The 13,956-nt window shown below is 42.2% G+C and carries 16 protein-coding genes; 12 read left to right on the top strand and 4 right to left on the bottom strand.

Features of this window, described 5'->3' with window-relative positions; translation table 11 throughout:
• Positions 1-91 precede the first annotated feature (91 nt).
• Positions 92-535, bottom strand: a complete 444-nt coding sequence (locus tag J8M00_RS06120) for an exonuclease III (RefSeq protein ID WP_211009443.1) — start codon at positions 533-535, stop codon at positions 92-94.
• A gap of 238 nt (positions 536-773) precedes the next feature.
• Between J8M00_RS06120 and xthA the strand changes: the two genes are divergently transcribed.
• Genes xthA through rlmA form a run of 3 tightly spaced genes read left to right on the top strand, consistent with a single transcriptional unit; the run spans position 774 to position 3,054 of the window.
• Positions 774-1,583 (top strand): exodeoxyribonuclease III, encoded by an 810-nt coding sequence (gene xthA / locus J8M00_RS06115; protein ID WP_211009442.1) that lies wholly within the window; start codon positions 774-776, stop codon positions 1,581-1,583.
• Positions 1,584-1,624: 41 nt separating this feature from the next.
• Complete coding sequence (locus J8M00_RS06110; RefSeq protein WP_211009441.1) at positions 1,625-2,248, top strand: hypothetical protein; 624 nt, start codon at positions 1,625-1,627, stop codon at positions 2,246-2,248.
• On the top strand, positions 2,245-3,054 hold the full coding sequence (rlmA, locus tag J8M00_RS06105; RefSeq protein WP_211009440.1) for a 23S rRNA (guanine(745)-N(1))-methyltransferase: 810 nt from the start codon (positions 2,245-2,247) through the stop codon (positions 3,052-3,054). The genes J8M00_RS06110 and rlmA overlap by 4 nt, the downstream gene beginning before the upstream one ends.
• Positions 3,055-3,498: 444 nt before the next feature.
• Here rlmA and yfbV read toward each other — a convergent pair whose 3' ends face one another.
• Positions 3,499-3,945, bottom strand: coding sequence for a terminus macrodomain insulation protein YfbV (gene yfbV, locus J8M00_RS06100; RefSeq protein ID WP_023399313.1), 447 nt, complete (start codon positions 3,943-3,945; stop codon positions 3,499-3,501).
• A gap of 152 nt (positions 3,946-4,097) precedes the next feature.
• On the opposite strand from yfbV, the gene J8M00_RS06095 reads away from it, so the two are divergent.
• The 7 genes from J8M00_RS06095 (at position 4,098) to J8M00_RS06065 (ending at position 10,610) form a co-directional block, all read left to right on the top strand.
• A complete protein-coding gene (locus J8M00_RS06095) occupies positions 4,098-5,297 on the top strand; it encodes an acetate kinase (RefSeq protein ID WP_211009439.1) in 1,200 nt (399 codons plus the stop codon).
• A 2-nt stretch (positions 5,298-5,299) separates the two neighbouring features.
• Positions 5,300-7,444 carry a phosphate acetyltransferase gene (gene pta, locus J8M00_RS06090; RefSeq protein ID WP_211009438.1) on the top strand — a complete coding sequence of 715 codons (2,145 nt, stop codon included), beginning with the start codon at positions 5,300-5,302 and terminating at the stop codon, positions 7,442-7,444.
• Between the two features lie 116 nt (positions 7,445-7,560).
• Positions 7,561-7,941 carry an ACT domain-containing protein gene (locus tag J8M00_RS06085; protein WP_023399310.1) on the top strand — a complete coding sequence of 127 codons (381 nt, stop codon included), beginning with the start codon at positions 7,561-7,563 and terminating at the stop codon, positions 7,939-7,941.
• Positions 7,941-8,447 (top strand): PTS glucose transporter subunit IIA, encoded by a 507-nt coding sequence (locus J8M00_RS06080; protein ID WP_211009437.1) that lies wholly within the window; start codon positions 7,941-7,943, stop codon positions 8,445-8,447. Before J8M00_RS06085 ends, J8M00_RS06080 begins: the two co-directional genes overlap by 1 nt.
• Positions 8,444-8,791 (top strand): ArsC family reductase, encoded by a 348-nt coding sequence (locus J8M00_RS06075; RefSeq protein WP_211009436.1) that lies wholly within the window; start codon positions 8,444-8,446, stop codon positions 8,789-8,791. The genes J8M00_RS06080 and J8M00_RS06075 overlap by 4 nt, the downstream gene beginning before the upstream one ends.
• Positions 8,788-9,939, top strand: a complete 1,152-nt coding sequence (gene dapE, locus J8M00_RS06070; protein ID WP_211009435.1) for a succinyl-diaminopimelate desuccinylase — start codon at positions 8,788-8,790, stop codon at positions 9,937-9,939. The genes J8M00_RS06075 and dapE overlap by 4 nt, the downstream gene beginning before the upstream one ends.
• Entirely contained in the window at positions 9,936-10,610 is a 675-nt protein-coding gene (locus J8M00_RS06065; protein ID WP_211009434.1) for a M15 family metallopeptidase, read from the top strand. Before dapE ends, J8M00_RS06065 begins: the two co-directional genes overlap by 4 nt.
• A gap of 35 nt (positions 10,611-10,645) precedes the next feature.
• On the opposite strand, the gene J8M00_RS06060 is transcribed toward J8M00_RS06065, so the two are convergent.
• Both J8M00_RS06060 and J8M00_RS06055 read right to left on the bottom strand, forming a co-directional pair.
• On the bottom strand, positions 10,646-11,860 hold the full coding sequence (locus J8M00_RS06060) for a pyridoxal phosphate-dependent aminotransferase (RefSeq protein ID WP_211009433.1): 1,215 nt from the start codon (positions 11,858-11,860) through the stop codon (positions 10,646-10,648).
• 163 nt (positions 11,861-12,023) lie between these two features.
• Positions 12,024-12,368 carry an Hpt domain-containing protein gene (locus tag J8M00_RS06055; protein ID WP_211009432.1) on the bottom strand — a complete coding sequence of 115 codons (345 nt, stop codon included), beginning with the start codon at positions 12,366-12,368 and terminating at the stop codon, positions 12,024-12,026.
• A 128-nt stretch (positions 12,369-12,496) separates the two neighbouring features.
• On the opposite strand from J8M00_RS06055, the gene J8M00_RS06050 reads away from it, so the two are divergent.
• Both J8M00_RS06050 and J8M00_RS06045 read left to right on the top strand, forming a co-directional pair.
• Positions 12,497-13,096, top strand: a complete 600-nt coding sequence (locus J8M00_RS06050; protein ID WP_211009431.1) for a tRNA-uridine aminocarboxypropyltransferase — start codon at positions 12,497-12,499, stop codon at positions 13,094-13,096.
• A complete protein-coding gene (locus J8M00_RS06045; RefSeq protein ID WP_348772545.1) occupies positions 13,089-13,880 on the top strand; it encodes a CLCA_X family protein in 792 nt (263 codons plus the stop codon). The genes J8M00_RS06050 and J8M00_RS06045 overlap by 8 nt, the downstream gene beginning before the upstream one ends.
• The last annotated feature ends 76 nt before the right edge of the window (positions 13,881-13,956 follow it).

Raw genomic sequence — 13,956 nt, 5'->3', positions numbered from 1 at the left:
TAAAATCGAGAGTTTAGAGTGGAGTTTAGGTATGGAAAACAAAAAGCCCAGCAAGTTTGCTGGGCTTAATCTAAGTATTTTATCTTTATACTTACAGTGCAGTTTTGTTTATTTGCTGAACAAACTGCTTAACTGGTAGATCATTACATTTAAGGCTTCTAGCTTGGCCACGGTATACTTTTAAACTTTCTATACCCTCTTTAGCCGCCTTCATACATAATTCAGTTGCGACTGAAGAATTTTTTGCAACTAATTTTGATTTGCTAGTTTGTTTTTCTGTTTGAACTTCACTTTGAGTTTTAGCAAATGTACGAATATCTTCACCATTACATCTTACGGTTTCAGAAAAGCGAGAAATAAATACACCATGTCGTGCACCTTCTTTACGAGCTGCGCTTAGACCCTGATTTGCCGCTACTTCACACACTCTAGAAATTGTTGATGCGTCATCAGCTTTGAAGCTGTGTGCTTCAGATGCAAAAACTGTCGTTGACGTTAGAGAAATAAGAGCTGCAACAGTGAAAGACTTAAACATAATTTACCTCAAATGAACGAATTGCTGCGCATTATATAACCAGATTTCAACCTGTAAATGATAAAATTAAACTTTTCTGAGTATTTAATGATCAATTAACATATTCATAATCGTCTCGCTTTAACTCTTTAAATAGATCGCAAAATTTAACAATCTATAGACGTGAAACAGTAAACTTTTCACCTATCTGGGCAGCAAAAGTGATACACTCGATTTTATTTATTGACGAATCCTATTTATGAAAATAATCTCCTTCAATATCAATGGCCTCAGAGCTAGACTTCACCAATTACAAGCATTAATAGACAAACACCAGCCAGATGTAATCGGCTTACAGGAAATCAAGGTGCACGATGAAGCATTTCCCGTCGATGACATCGAAGCAATGGGCTATCACGTCTACTTTCATGGCCAGAAGGCCCATTACGGTGTTGCGCTTATGTCGAAAAAGCCAGCCAAATCTATTCAAAAAGGATTTGCGACTGATACAGAAGATGCACAAAAACGTATGATCACTGGTGTATTTGAAAGCGATAATGGTCAGGAAGTGACTGTGATGAATGGCTACTTCCCTCAGGGGGATAATATAAGTCATGAAACAAAATTCCCGTACAAACGCCAATTTTATAAAGATTTAATGACCCACCTCAATACGAATGAATCTCCAGACGCTAACCTTATTGTTATGGGTGACATCAATATCTCCCCGACGGACGATGATATTGGCATTGGCGAGCCCAATATGAAACGTTGGTTGAAAACTGGCAAGTGTTCGTTTCAACCTGAAGAGCGCGAATGGTTAAAAACGCTTATGGATTGGGGTTTAAAAGATACCTTCCGAGAGCTTACACCTGACGCCCAAGATAAATATTCGTGGTTTGACTATCGCTCTAAAGGTTTTAATGATAACCGTGGTTTACGTATAGATGTGGTACTCGCAACTAAAAGTCTGATGTCATCTTGTATCGAAAGCGACATAGACTATGAGCTTAGAGGTATTGAAAAGCCGTCAGATCACGCTCCAATTTGGGCCACTTTTGACGTTTAAGCACATAAGGTAGTTAACCCAGTAAATATAGGTAACAGTTGATGGCAACAACGCTAATTTGTCTGCTCGCATTTGCAGTCAGTTTTGATAAAGCGCAATTTCTCGCGTTGCTCAAAACTCCGCAGAGACAAACAGGCGTTTTATGTTGTGCACTTGTTATGGCTATTTTATGGCAGGTAAAGGCTGGAATTTTACCGTTTTTAGATATCCATATTTTAGCGATTACAGCTGTTACCTTAGTGTTGGGGTGGCGGCTTTCTTTACTCAGTACTTTGCTCGCTTCACTGCTCCATTACGCATTTGCAGAAAGCTCAATTGAGTTTTTCTCCTTTTGGCTTCTAACGGGGATTATTCCTGTTTATATAAGTTATGCATTGTTTGCTATTTGCTACCACTACCTACCTAGACATTTTTTTATTTATATTTTTGTTTGTGCTTTCATTTGCGCAGGCCTTGTTGCAGCGAGTAAAATAGTGCTGACAAGCTTCTACTATTGGTCTTTAGGCCAGTATGATTGGCAAACACTTCAATATAATTATTTGTTTTACTCGGTGATCATGTGGTTTCCAGAGGCCATGTTAAATGGTATGGCGATCACATTGATGATCACCTATCGGCCCCATTGGGTCAGAACTTTTTACGATCAGGAATACTTAGATAGATGACATTAGATTATCGCTGCCCCATTTGCTCAGAGCAATTAAATCAAACAAACAACACACTGAGCTGCAAAAATCGTCATCAATTCGACTTTGCAAAAGAAGGCTATGTAAACCTTCTTCCAGTGCAATTTAAACGCTCTAAAAACCCAGGTGATAATTTAGATATGGTGCAGGCAAGGCGAGCATTCTTCGCTACAAACCACTATACCTTTTTGCAACAATCACTTGCCGAGTTGATCGCTAAAAAGTCACCAAAAATGGTTGTTGACTTAGGATGTGGAGAAGGCTTCTACACCCAAGCTGTGGCAGCTGCACTTCCTGACTCAACCTCTGTGTACGGGTTAGATATCAGTAAACCAGCAGTAAAATTTGCAGCTAAGCGCTATAGAAAACCGCACTTCAGCGTCGCATCGAGCAAAGATGCCCCTTTCAAAGAGGCACAAACAGACATCGTTTTGAGTATCTTCGCCCCAGTTTTTTCACACGAGTCAAAAAGATTATTACAACCAGACGGTACGCTAGTTGTCGTAGGGCCTGGGCCTAAACACCTCTACGAGCTAAAGCAAAAGATATATGATGATGTGCGTTTACACGATGCGCCTCCCTGCCCCGAGGGATTTGAAGTGATTGAACAAACATTGGTGGAAGAACGCCAAAGTGTAGCAATAGATGTCGTGGAAAACTTGATAAAGATGACACCATTTGCATGGAAGTTTAAAGCTTCTCACTTTGAAGAATTAGCACAAAATACCACACACCAAATTACGTTTTCTTTTTTGATTACGCAGTATAAAAAGCAATCGTCTTGATGTTGGAGGTTGGATCGTTTTGTGCTAAATAGCGGTCCAATCATTCCTCCCGGGATTAGATGTTTTCTGCACACCAAAACCCTATCTAATACCTATGGACTCACTTATAGCTCCAACGAGCAGGGCCGTTTTCTGTCGACATTAAACTACTTCGGATATCCGAAAGGGGCGAATAAATCACAATGTAAGCGGAATCACTAGCTAGCCATGGACGTAATGGAATTGAAACCAATGAATACCCTAACCGGTTTCAACAAGCAAAGTAATTAAGTGTTTAAAGTTGAAGTGCGCTACCTTATTACTGATTAAAAACCTCAACAAGAAGAGCCTCTTTCAGCTCAAGAAGAAGTGTTTTTCTGTAAATATGTTGTCACTATGTAGTGAAAGGCATTTTGGCACTTGTGTGTTGTCTACGCACACCTTTTCAGGTGTGCGCAATCAAAACTACAAGTTTTCTTTAGTAAATGCTTTATCCATTTTTTCAAACATATCACTGAGTAGTTTCGCTAACTCTCTGTAAGTTGGTTTTCGGGTGCAGATATTTCCCTGATAACCATTTGCGACCATTTTTTGATACAAATCTCTGTACCATGAAGATAACGCGGGATTCAATGAAGTATCACATCGCTTACCTAACCACAACAAACCTTGCACAGGTAATGTTAAAAAGAATAAAGCGATTGCAATTGACTGAGGTAGATAGTCCATTCCTAGTTGGCTGGTTTGAAAAAACACAGTGAATAACGCAAGTATAGGCATCGTTTGTAACGCCAATTCGGTTGCCTTTATCACCCTAAATTCAGGAAATAAGGGAGCAAGTTCCTTACGCATTGGCCACTCTTTGGCATATTGCCGACCCAGTTGCACTTGTGAAATAAGACTTTTCTGCATCATAACTCCTAGGTGCTAACTTTTCTCAAAAAAATAAGGTAAAATTACGGTCATACATGTCAATTATACCTTAGTATTAAGTGTAATGCTGATTGAACTTCACCATTTAGCTTAATACGCAACTACTCTTATTGTCAAAACGGAAAGTCATTATGTCATCGTCGCATGTTTTGGTCCTCAATTGTGGCAGTTCTAGCCTCAAATTTGCAATCATAGACTCGAGCTCTGCAAAAGAGCATTTATCCGGGTTAGCGGAACGCTTAGGTGAAGCTTCACCTCAAATCAAATACAAAGTTAATGGCCAAAAGCACATTATCTCTTTGTCTAATGGAGACGCACATGAAGTCGCCATTAATAAACTGGTCGAATTAGTAAAATCTCTCAAACTTGACCAGCAGCTTGTTGCTGTAGGGCACCGCGTCGTTCATGGCGGTGAGCACTTTACCAAGTCGGCTTTAATCACCGATACAGTCCTTGAAGCTATCAAGCAAACAGCAAACCTTGCGCCATTGCACAACCCCGCCAATTTACTTGGTATAGAAGCCGCAAGCGCTGCATTTTCAAAACTGCCTCAAATAGCAGTATTTGACACCGCCTTTCACCAGACGATGGAACCAACAGCGTTCCTGTATGCGCTACCTTATGCATTGTATGAAAAGCACGGCATCAGACGTTACGGCTTTCATGGCACCAGCCACTACTTCGTATCGGCACAAGCCATAGAACAATTAGGCTTAAATGACAAACCATCTAAAATAGTTACTGCCCACCTTGGCAATGGCTGCTCAGTCTGTGCAGTTAAAGATGGTAAATCAGTAGACACCAGCATGGGCTTAACACCTCTTGAGGGGCTTGTAATGGGCACTCGTAGTGGCGATATTGACCCAGGTTTATTTGCGTACTTGGTGAATCAACTAAACTATACGGCAAAGCAAATTGACACTTTATTAAATAAAGAAAGCGGTTTACTCGGTCTCAGTGAGTTATCTAACGACTGCCGTACAATTGAAGAAAGTGCGGCAGAAGGCCACGAAAAAGCCCAGCTAGCGCTAGATATTTTCTGTTTCAGACTAGCAAAGCAAATCGCGAGCTTTGCGGTGCCATTAGGTGGCATTGATGCACTTGTGTTTACTGGAGGGATAGGCGAAAACTCTGATGTAATTCGTGCAAGTGTTTTAGAACAACTTAGCTTCCTAGGCTTTAAACTAAACAACGAGCGAAACTTAGCTGCTCGCTTTGGTAATGAAGGGGTAATCACCGATGGAGTGTCAGTACCAACCGCCCTTGTAATTCCAACCAATGAAGAACTTGTTATCGCGCAAGATGCAGCCATGCTTGCTGGGGAGCAATAACTATGGGTCGTAGGATCATGCTTATCCCAATCTCAACAGGGGTTGGTTTAACATCTGTTTCTGTCGGGTTAGTCCGCGCACTAGAGCAAAAGGCAGTTAAAGTTAATTTTTTCAAACCAATTGCTCAACCACGTAATGCCGATGTAGGCCCTGAAAAATCGACGTTAATTATCAAACAAGGATCATCAATTGCCCCCCCCACTCCATTTGAGTTGCACTATGCAGAGCAAATGATCGGTGATGGCAAAGGTGACGATTTACTGGAAGAAATCGTTGAACGCTTTGAAAGCAGTGTACAAGACGATGAAGTAGCTATCATAGAAGGTATGGTACCTACTCGGAAACAACCCTACGCGGGCCGAGTAAACCGTGAGATAGCACAAACCTTGGGCGCAGATATCGTATTTGTATTAACACCGGGAAATGACACAAATGATCAGCTTGAAGATCGCTTAGAAATTGCCTCGGGCAACTATGGCGGAATTGACCATGCACGTGTTTTAGGATGTATTTTTAACAAAGTTAATGCCCCTCTTGATGAAGATGGCCGGGCGAGAGCAGACTTGGTCGATCAGCACGAGCCTGACCAACTCGAAAACGAGATGAATCGTTTGGCCTCTCTGCCTATCTTCCGCAAGCATCCGTTTATGTTACTTGGCGCTATCCCCTGGGACTTTGATTTAGTAGCGCCTCGAGTGAGAGATTTAAGTGAATATCTGCAAGCTGAAGTGATTAACGCAGGAGATATGGCGCATAGACGACTGCGCCGAGTGACATTTTGTGCACGTACCGTGTCAAACATTCTAAACCACTTCACACCTGGCGCTTTACTCGTTACACCAGGCGATCGTTCAGATATATTGGTTGCAGCTTGTTTATCAGCAATGAACGGCACAAAGCTTGGCGCGATACTGCTAACTGGTGGCTTTAAGCCTGAACCTCGTATAATGGAACTGTGTGAGCAAGCAATGAACACGGGATTACCGATTCTTGCGACCGAAGCGGACACTTGGCGCACGTCATTACTTTTGCATAACTTCAATATGGAAGTGCCCGCAGATGACGAGCAACGTATCGATAAAGTAAAACAGCACAATGCCGATCATATTGATCCAGACTGGCTTGATAGCCTTTCGCAAGGGATCGCACGTACTCGCAAACTATCTCCACCAGCATTTCGGTTTATGTTGACCGATCAAGCTCGTCGAGCCAACAAGACGATTGTATTACCAGAAGGCAATGAGCCACGCACCATCAAAGCTGCTGCAATTTGTGGTGAGCGAGGAATAGCAAAAACAGTTTTACTAGGTGATCATGACGAAATTCAGCGTATTGCAGCACAGCAAGGTGTAATTCTGAATGAAAACGTCACGATACTTGACCCACAAAAAGCGGTTGATAATTACATCGCGCCAATGGTTGAGCTTCGCAAAAATAAAGGTCTCACAGAAGTAGTCGCCGCTGAGCAACTGCAAGACAACGTGGTCTTAGGCACAATGATGTTAGCTGAAGATGAGGTGGACGGTCTGGTATCGGGGGCCGTCAATACAACTGCAAACACCATACGTCCTCCGTTGCAGCTAATCAAAACGGCGCCTGACTCATCGTTAGTCAGCTCAGTATTCTTCATGCTATTACCCGACCAAGTGCTAGTTTATGGTGACTGCGCCATTAACCCAGACCCCACAGCTGAGCAACTTGCTGATATTGCGATCCAATCGGCAGACTCTGCGGCGGCATTTGGTATCGAACCAAAAGTGGCAATGATTAGTTATAGTACAGGTACTTCTGGCCAAGGCGCTGATGTTGACAAAGTGCGTGAAGCAACCAAGTTAGCTCAGCAAAAACGCCCTGATCTTGATATTGACGGCCCTCTTCAATACGATGCCGCTATTATGGAAAATGTTGCTCGGAAAAAAGCGCCAAACAGCAAAGTGGCGGGCAAAGCAACTGTATTCGTATTCCCTGATTTGAATACTGGTAATACAACCTATAAAGCTGTGCAGCGAAGTGCCGATTTGATCAGTATAGGTCCAATGCTCCAAGGTATGCGAAAGCCTGTCAACGACCTGAGCCGAGGAGCTCTAGTTGATGACATCGTATACACAATTGCATTAACGGCGATTCAAGCAGCCCAGCGCCCATAATAGGCCTTTCTTAAGGGTATCAAGGGAGTAGAAACGGTCTACTCCCTAAATAAAAGGGTTTCTTTTCACTTTACTTGCCTATACTATGAATGAGTCGATGCAGTTAGAGCGCAAGTATGTCAAAACAAACGCTACAAGTACTACAACAAGACTTTACGATCCACAGCCTAGATAGCGATGCTGGCATCCCTACTAATGTGCTTAAATCAGACATATTCTTCATTGCCAAAACCAGTGAAGAGCTATCAATTGTGTGCCCATCCGACATCGACATCGAAAGTTTTGCAGCTGAGCCGTACTGGCGAGCGATTGAAATTATCGGCCCTTTGGGCTTTTCTCTTACTGGTATTATGTCTAACATTTCCGGTGTATTGGCCAGTGCAAATGTTTCTATTTTTTCTATCTCAACTTACGATACAGACTATATTCTGGTTAAAGAGCAACAGCTCAATAATGCAATTCAAGCACTCCGAAAAGACGGTTACCTTTTTGTTTAATGATTTTTTCTAAACCAATCAACTATGCGCCAATTACGCAAATAGCAAACCCACTACTACATATTGCAAGCCCTTTTACTGGTAAAGTGTTCCCATTAACCCAGCATCCGCTCTCACTTTTTTCATCAGGTATGATTGGCAGTGGCGTGTGTGTTAAAATGAATCAAGCACTTATGATATCTCCTTGCAACGGAAACATTGTAAAAGTTAGCCAACAAGGGGGGGAGTTTGTGATCCGAGCAGACTCTGGATTACATTTGCTTTTGCATCTAAACATTCCAAGCGAATATCAGAAAATGGAAAACCTGCTAAAACACAGCATTGGTAAAAAACACATAAAGTCTGGAGACATTCTCTGTTATTACGATATACCTCAAGACCTGCTTATTACTGGCACCTTAGTAATTCTAAATGCAGATAAATTGGGGCCATGTTATTATCCATTGAATCAAGTCAATGCGGGCAAAGATCCGCTCATAACATTATCAAGAGCTAGTAAATTATGAGTATAGTTTTATACGGCATTCCAAATTGTGACACTATCAAAAAAGCCAAAAAGTTTCTCCAAGACAACAACGTAGAATTCGCTTTTCACGATTACCGCAAAGATGGCTTAACCCCAGAGCTATTAGACAGCTTTGTTGCACAACTGGGTTGGGAAACTGTGTTAAACAAACGCGGCACTACATATCGTGCGCTGAGTGAAGAGCAAAAACAGAATTTAGATGAAACATCAGCAAAGCAGTATATGCTGGAATCTCCAGCGATGATCAAGCGCCCTATTTTGCAGCGTAATTCTGAACTTCATATTGGCTTCAAAGCAGCACAGTATCAAGAGATATTTAAATGAGCCAACAACCTCTAAGTGATGTTATAGAACTCGCTTCGGCGCTGATCCAGCGCCCTTCCGTCACCCCCGAAGATGCAGGTTGCCAAAACCTGATCAACAGCCGTCTTGAAAAACTGGGCTTCAACATTGAAGAGCACTTTTTCATTGATACGCTCAACACTTGGGCGCGAAGAGGAACCGAAGGCCCGCACTTTTGTTTTGCTGGCCACACTGATGTTGTACCAGTCGGTAACGAAAAAGACTGGCGACATCCCCCTTTTGCAGGGCTGGTTGAGAATGGGGTTTTGCATGGTCGAGGAGCGGCCGATATGAAAGGCTCCCTCGCAGCCATGGTGGTTGCTACCGAACGCTTTGTTGCAAAGTACCCTAATCACACAGGTTCAATTAGTTTTTTAATTACCTCTGATGAAGAAGGTCCTTTTATCAATGGCACCACAAAAGTGGTTGATTTACTCGAAGCACGTAATGAAAAAATAGATATGTGTTTGGTTGGAGAACCGTCTTCAAGAGATACGCTTGGTGACGTTGTAAAGAATGGTCGGCGTGGTTCGTTAACGGGTCACCTAACGGTGAAAGGCATTCAAGGTCATGTTGCCTACCCTCACTTAGCAAAAAATCCAATTCATGATGTTGCACCAGCTTTGGCCGAACTGAGTAGCAAAGTTTGGGATACAGGTAACGCATACTTCCCTGCAACCAGCTTTCAGATTTCAAATATTCATGGTGGTACTGGCGCAGGAAATGTTATTCCAGGTACGGTTGAGGTTCAATTTAACTTTAGATTTAGCACAGAATTGAGCGTAGAAGACTTACAAAATGGCGTCAATGACATACTCAAAGCACACCAGCTAGACTATGAACTTAACTGGACGGTTAACGGGCTGCCGTTTTTAACTGAACCTGGCGAGTTACTCAATGTTACGCTCGATGCAATTAAAGAAGTCACTGGCGTAACAGCCAATGCCGAGACAACAGGCGGAACCTCAGATGGACGATTTATTGCACAAACAGGCTGCAAAGTAATTGAGCTTGGTCCAATCAATAAAACAATCCATCAAGTAGATGAACACGTGTGTGCCAAGTCTCTCGATGACCTTGCACTCATTTACGAGTCGATACTAGAAAAGTTATTGGCAAACCCTAAATGAAAACTGCGCAGCTTCAAGCACTCGGGTTAGATCAAACACACCTAGTAGATTATCAAGGGCAGCTTGTACATGCGCAGGTTGTTGAGAGTTTAGACGCACTAAACGCAGCGGCTAAATCAGCTGGTTTCGATTTTACCATTGCTTCGTCTTATCGAGACTTTCATCGCCAAAGTATGATTTGGAACGCTAAGTTTAGTGGGCAACGTCCTGTTCTCGACCAAAATAACGACACCGTCGACATTTCAGCCTTAAGCGAAGCAAAAGTTGTCGAAGCGATTATGCTCTTTTCAGCACTCCCGGGAACCAGTCGTCATCACTTTGGCAGCGACTTCGATGTTTACGCTAGCAACTACCTACAGCCGGAGCAGTCTCTGCAGCTGGAACCGTGGGAATATCAATTTGACGGCCCATTTTATGACTTCGCATGTTGGCTTGACAGCTCTTTACAGAAATTTGGCTTTTTCAGGCCTTATGACAAATTTAGAGGTGGTGTCGCTGAAGAGCCTTGGCATATCAGTCATATAGAAACATCTAAAACCATGATGGATCAGGTTTCACTGAGCGCAATTTACAAAGCAATAGAAACACACGATGTGTTAGGAAAAGCAGCAATACTAGAAAACTTGCCAAGGCTGTATAGTCAGTTTGTAACTAACATTGCCAATAGTTAAGCATCATGGCCCTTTTGTAAGGGCCTGTTTCACGCCTACTGACGGTAATGGTCGAAAAAGCGTTGCATGGACTGCAAAGCGGGTTCTAATTCATCTTTATGCGGTAAAAAAACCAACCTGAAATGATCTGGTGATGGCCAATTAAATGCGCGACCATGAACCAACAAGATTTTTTCTTCCCGCAATAAATCTAATATCATGAGTTCATCATTTTTGACGTTGAAATGCTTAGTGTCGAATTTGGCAAAGGCATATAGAGCCCCTTTCGGCTTTACACAAGATATGCCCTGAATATCATTCAAGCCTTGCCATGCGATATTACGTTGTTCGTACAACCTTCCCCCAGGCAGCAACAGGTCATCGATAGACTGCACACCACCAAGCGCCTGTTGAATAGCAAACTGAGCTGGGACGTTGGCACAAAGTCGCATTGAGGCGAGCATATTTAAACCTTCAAGCAAATCTGTCATGGCCGAGATTTTCCCGCTCGCAACCATCCACCCCATTCTGAGCCCAGCTGCACGATATGTTTTGGCCAAGCCATTAAAAGTAATAATTGGTAAATCATCACATAGCGAACCGACTGAAAAGTGCTCTACATCATCAAATAGAATTTTCTCGTAGATCTCGTCACTTAACACAAGTAATTTATGCTCTCTGGCAACGTCCAACAGCTGCTCTAATAGCGCCTTGCTATAAACTGCTCCGGTCGGGTTGTTCGGATTTATTAATACTAATGCTTTTGTTTTGCTTGTAATTTTTTCTCGAATATCCGCAATATCTGGAAACCAGTCTGCACATTCATCACACATATAATGCACAGGCACGCCGCCTGATAATTTCACTGACGCTGTCCACAGTGGATAATCAGGAGCGGGGATCAAGACTTCATCGCCGTCATTCAGCAACGCCTGCGTGACCATTTGGATAAGCTCGCTGACACCATTGCCGATAAACGTATTATCGACACTGATATTCGGAAAGCTCTTTTGCTGATAATATTGGTATACCGCAACTCTTGCTGAATACAAACCTTTTGAGTCACAGTAGCCCTGTCCTTGGCGTAAATTTCGAATGATGTCTCTATGCATATCTTCAGGCATATCAAAACCAAATGCGGCGGGATTCCCAACATTTAATTTGAGCACTTTAACACCTTCATCTTCCATTTTTTGAGCTTGAGATAATACAGGCCCTCGAATGTCGTAACACACCCCATTTAATTTATTGCTTTTATTAATTTTATGCATAATTTCCCCCTCATTTCAGGAGTAGCATAACCAGAGATTGGAAAATTGGAAAGGGTCAAATGTTGTATAATTTAATGACAAACAGACAAATAGGAAAACTCGGCTGTACTGAGTGACAATACAGCCTATTACAAGGGAAAAAAGTGCTTATTTACCCAAGCCTTTATACACTTGAAGTCAACCATTGTTGTAGTAGCGCTTTTGATGACACTACTTCATCACACAAGACACTCACCTGTGATTTTGCATGTTCAGTATTATTTTCTATCAGCGCCATTTCTATGCTGCGGGCGACATCAGCTAAACTCATCGCTCCAAACTGTGCCGCATTTGATTTTAAACTGTGCGCATTTCTGGTCGCTGCTTCCAAGTCATTATCAATCGTGGCTTTTACATCATTAGCCAGTCTATCGAATTCACTTAGACAAAACTCCAAAGTATCGTTGAACTGCTCCCCCAACAAAGACTGCATGTTTTCCAAGCAAGTTTCATCAATTCTAGTGTCCATAAAAGTCCTTTATTGTCTATTACCCGCCACTTTGCCATAACTATATGCTAGTTAAGAGTCGCAACAAGAGCAAAGCCAACTATAAATTATGTTAAGATATAGCACACTGTAACCTGTTAAAAGCCTTTATGAAAAGAAGTACCTGTAATATTTGTCACTTTTCCATAAAAACATGTGTTTGCGACTATGTTTGTCCAAAACTGCAAAATAAAACCAAAATTATCGTTTTGCAGCATCCAAGCGAAGTATCCGTGGCGAAAAATACGGTTCGTTTGCTCAAGCTACAGCTGGCAGATATCGAGGTTTTTCAAGGTGAGTCTCCAGAGGATTTTTTAGCAGCACAAGAGATTGCCCGAATAAGTAACTGCGCCTTGTTATATCCAGACCAAAACGCAGACACCGTAGAAACTATTAACAGACACCAACAGACGATTGAATATCTTTTTGTATTGGATGGTACTTGGAAAAAAACACATAAAATCGCCATGCTCAATCCTTGGTTAACGCGTTTAAAAAAGATATCTTTTTCATCAATACCGGAAAATAAATACACCATTAGAAAAGCAGAGCAATTACATAGCCTTTCTACTTTGGAAGCATGCGCTTATTTTTTAAGTCACTATGAATCATTGCCTGTTGGTTCTCTATATGATCTGCTTGCGGGCATGATACATGAGCAAACAAAGTTTATGCCTGAAGACGTAAAGCAGCGATATCTCAGTGAGTAACAGTAGACTTCATAGGCACTATAAACGTAACGGCCCAGATTACCGCTACGGAGATCAAGTCTGTTTTGATGAATTAAAGTCAACCTTTGGATTTAAAACCATCGTGCTCGGAAATTGGGTCAGTAGAGAAGAACAGCATATTGCCGCAAACCTACTTTATGATGCATTTGCTGATTTGGCTCAAATATTATCCTTGCCACCGACCGCTATTGGCCTTCGCGGAACACTTAATTTGGCATTTGGCAGCGGCGGGCAAAAGGGCGTACAAGCTCATTACGCCCCTTCCAAAAGAACTTTGGCGCTGGCCAAAAATGCTGGTGGAGGCGCACTTGCTCATGAGTGGTGGCATGCCTTTGATCACTACATCTGTAAACATTTTTTTGAGCATTGCACGGCTGGTGATTTCGCCTCCGCAAAATGGCTAACATCTCACCCAAGTACTTCTCACCCGCTCAATCAGTTACTCAATGAAATATATAAACGTATTCTGCTTAACAGCGAAGGTAACAAGCCCAGTGCATTTTTCACACGCGGTATTGCTTTAGATCAACACGCCCAACAACTCTATTACAGTTTACCGCAGGAACTAACAGCACGTGCCTTTGAGTCTGTCATAGCCCAGCACTTCGAATTTCAAAACGAGTTTCTCGTTTCAGATGTGCTTAATTCCAAATTGGAATTAGCTGGCGGTTTTCTTATCGGTGACGAAATTGACTTAATCACTGCGGCAATAAAAAACTACTTTAGCGCACTAGGCAACGCCCTTCATAGCACAGCGTCGTAGATTTTTGGCATTGGCTTCTTTTGCATCATTTAGAATTAATAAAGTACCACATTGCGCTAAACTACTTTTAATATAT

The sequence above is a fragment of the Pseudoalteromonas luteoviolacea genome, from assembly GCF_018100925.1.
GTDB lineage: Bacteria > Pseudomonadota > Gammaproteobacteria > Enterobacterales > Alteromonadaceae > Pseudoalteromonas > Pseudoalteromonas obscura.
The sequence above is the reverse complement of the archived record's forward strand: the minus strand, read 5'-3'. Positions and strand labels throughout refer to the sequence as shown.

What these genes read in the sequence shown, in the direction of transcription:
- J8M00_RS06050 (WP_211009431.1), top strand. Translation starts at nt 12,497, where the DNA reads ATGAAAAGAAGTACCTGTAATATTTGTCACTTTTCCATAAAAACATGT.
- J8M00_RS06085 (WP_023399310.1), top strand. Translation starts at nt 7,561, where the DNA reads ATGTCAAAACAAACGCTACAAGTACTACAACAAGACTTTACGATCCAC.
- J8M00_RS06120 (WP_211009443.1), bottom strand. Translation starts at nt 535, where the DNA reads ATGTTTAAGTCTTTCACTGTTGCAGCTCTTATTTCTCTAACGTCAACG.
- xthA (WP_211009442.1), top strand. Translation starts at nt 774, where the DNA reads ATGAAAATAATCTCCTTCAATATCAATGGCCTCAGAGCTAGACTTCAC.
- J8M00_RS06065 (WP_211009434.1), top strand. Translation starts at nt 9,936, where the DNA reads ATGAAAACTGCGCAGCTTCAAGCACTCGGGTTAGATCAAACACACCTA.
- J8M00_RS06055 (WP_211009432.1), bottom strand. Translation starts at nt 12,368, where the DNA reads ATGGACACTAGAATTGATGAAACTTGCTTGGAAAACATGCAGTCTTTG.
- dapE (WP_211009435.1), top strand. Translation starts at nt 8,788, where the DNA reads ATGAGCCAACAACCTCTAAGTGATGTTATAGAACTCGCTTCGGCGCTG.
- J8M00_RS06095 (WP_211009439.1), top strand. Translation starts at nt 4,098, where the DNA reads ATGTCATCGTCGCATGTTTTGGTCCTCAATTGTGGCAGTTCTAGCCTC.
- rlmA (WP_211009440.1), top strand. Translation starts at nt 2,245, where the DNA reads ATGACATTAGATTATCGCTGCCCCATTTGCTCAGAGCAATTAAATCAA.
- yfbV (WP_023399313.1), bottom strand. Translation starts at nt 3,945, where the DNA reads ATGCAGAAAAGTCTTATTTCACAAGTGCAACTGGGTCGGCAATATGCC.
- J8M00_RS06110 (WP_211009441.1), top strand. Translation starts at nt 1,625, where the DNA reads ATGGCAACAACGCTAATTTGTCTGCTCGCATTTGCAGTCAGTTTTGAT.
- J8M00_RS06060 (WP_211009433.1), bottom strand. Translation starts at nt 11,860, where the DNA reads ATGCATAAAATTAATAAAAGCAATAAATTAAATGGGGTGTGTTACGAC.
- J8M00_RS06080 (WP_211009437.1), top strand. Translation starts at nt 7,941, where the DNA reads ATGATTTTTTCTAAACCAATCAACTATGCGCCAATTACGCAAATAGCA.
- pta (WP_211009438.1), top strand. Translation starts at nt 5,300, where the DNA reads ATGGGTCGTAGGATCATGCTTATCCCAATCTCAACAGGGGTTGGTTTA.
- J8M00_RS06075 (WP_211009436.1), top strand. Translation starts at nt 8,444, where the DNA reads ATGAGTATAGTTTTATACGGCATTCCAAATTGTGACACTATCAAAAAA.